Raw genomic sequence first — 2,101 nt, forward strand, 5'->3', positions numbered from 1 at the left:
CAGCGTCGCGCCGGTCGGGCCCTTGTTCTTCGAGCGCTCATAGCACTCGACGCCGCGCGCATTGTTGTACTCCGTCTCGCACTTCTCCCACGTGAACTTCACCCCGTTGATCCCGCCGTCGCGGTTGTTGAGCAGCTTGAAATAGTCGAGCATGCCGCCGGAGATGCCCGAGCCGCCCGGGGCGTACGGACCGACCCAGTAGAAATTGGCCGGCACGAACTGCTCTTTCGCCTGCGCCAGCACCGCGCCGGAAAAACCGGCTGTTGCGATGGCCGCAATGGCGATCGCAAACGCGTTTCGTTTCATCGGGTTTCCCTCCTCGAAGAACGTCTGGCGGCAGTATAGCGAATTGGGCGCCGGCTACCAAGACCCTCCGGCGAGCATGGAAATATCAGTGGGGGAAGGGCCAGAGCCGCAGCTTTTCCTTGCCGATCTGCCACAGGCGGGCAAGGCCGTGGGGTTCGACGATGAGGAAGAAGACGATCAGCGCCCCGAAGATGATCAGCTCGATGTTGGAGAGCCACGCATGCGGGATCTCGACCCCGACCAGGTGCGAGACCGCGCCGAAGAAGAGGTTGAGGAAGATGGGCAGCAGGGTGATGAAGGCGGCCCCGAGGAACGATCCCAGGATCGAGCCCACCCCCCCGATGATGATCATGAAGAGCACCCGGAAGGAAAGGTCGAGGTTGAACGCCTCGGGCTCCACGGTGCCGAGGTAGCAGAATGCGTAAAGCGCTCCCGCCACGCCGCAGTAGAACGAGCTGATGGCGAAGGCAAGGAGCTTCGTCTTCATGATCGGGATGCCGATCACGCTCGCGGCGACGTCCATGTCGCGCACCGCCATGAACGCGCGGCCGGTTTCCGATCGCATCAGGTTCTTCGCCGCAAGCGCCATCACGCTCACGATCGCCAGCGTGAGCAGGTATTTTTCCGCCGCGGTGTCGAATTCGACGCCGAGGATCTCGATTTTCCCGGCGGTGATCACGCCCGAGGCGCTGTAGTTGGAGAACCAGCCGAAACGCTGCAGCGCCCAGAGCACGAAGAACTGGCAGGCGAGCGTCGCCACCGCGAGATAGAAGCCCTTGATGCGCAGGCTGGGCAGGCCGAACACGATCCCGACGGCCGCCGCGCACAGGCCGGCAGCCGCGAACGACGCGAGGATCGGCATGCCCGGGACGCGCAGCTCGAAGTTGTAGGCCATGAACGCGCCCACCGCCATGAACGCGGCGGTGCCGAGCGAGAGCTGCCCGGCGTAGCCGGTGAGGATATTGAGGCCGAGTGCCGCGAGCGAGAAGATGAGAAACGGCGTGAGGATCGCCGCGAACCAGTACTGGTTGGCAACCGCCGGCACCACCACGAAGGCGACGAACAGAGCCGTCCAGAACGCGATCCGGTCCTGCCGGATCGGGAAGATCCGCTGGTCCTCGGCGTAGGATGACTTGAACTGCCCGGCTTCGCGGTAGAGCACGGCTACACCCGGTCAATGATTTTCTCGCCGAACAAGCCTTCCGGCCGCACGAGGAGGAAGATCAGCGCCACGACGTAGGCGAACCACGATTCGATCCCCTGCAGGTTCACCGGTGCGCCGATCAGCTCCGCAAGCCCCGGGCCGATCAGTTGCGGCAGGTACACCTCGGCGAGCTTTTCGCTCGCGCCGATGATCAGGCCGCCGACGATCGCGCCCGCCACCGATTCGAACCCGCCCAGGATCAGCACCGGCAGGGCCTTCAGCGCGATGAAGGTGAGCGAGTACTGCACGCCGTTGCGCGCGCCCCACATGAGGCCGGCGACCAGCGCGACGAACCCGGCCACCGCCCAGACGATCGCCCAGATGTGCTTGAGCGGGATGCCGACGGCGAGCGCCGCCTGATGGTCGTCGGCCACCGCGCGCAGCGCCCGGCCGATGCGCGTGTACTGGAAAAAGAGCGCGAGCACGACGACGAGCACGCCCGCCACGCCTGCGGCGAACAGGTCGAACTGGCTGACGTTGATGCCCCAGGTCTGCGACAGCCACTCCATCGGCACGTCCGGAATGCCCAGTTCCAGCCCGTGCGGCTGCGAGCCCCAGACGAGCTGCGACAGGCCCTCCAGCACGAAGGTG

3 protein-coding genes are annotated in these 2,101 nt (G+C 65.3%); all 3 read right to left on the reverse strand.

Features of this window, described 5'->3' with window-relative positions; genetic code table 11:
• Positions 1-306, reverse strand: a 306-nt coding sequence (locus tag VNM24_04715; protein HWQ37906.1) for an ABC transporter substrate-binding protein, incomplete at its 3' end; no start/stop codon positions are given.
• Positions 307-391: 85 nt separating this feature from the next.
• Positions 392-1,468 carry a branched-chain amino acid ABC transporter permease gene (locus VNM24_04720; protein HWQ37907.1) on the reverse strand — a complete coding sequence of 359 codons (1,077 nt, stop codon included), beginning with the start codon at positions 1,466-1,468 and terminating at the stop codon, positions 392-394.
• A gap of 2 nt (positions 1,469-1,470) precedes the next feature.
• On the reverse strand, positions 1,471-2,101 hold a 631-nt coding region (locus tag VNM24_04725), incomplete at its 5' end, for a branched-chain amino acid ABC transporter permease (protein ID HWQ37908.1).

This window comes from Burkholderiales bacterium (genome assembly GCA_035560005.1).
Classification (GTDB): Bacteria; Pseudomonadota; Gammaproteobacteria; order Burkholderiales; family Eutrophovitaceae; genus DASRFY01.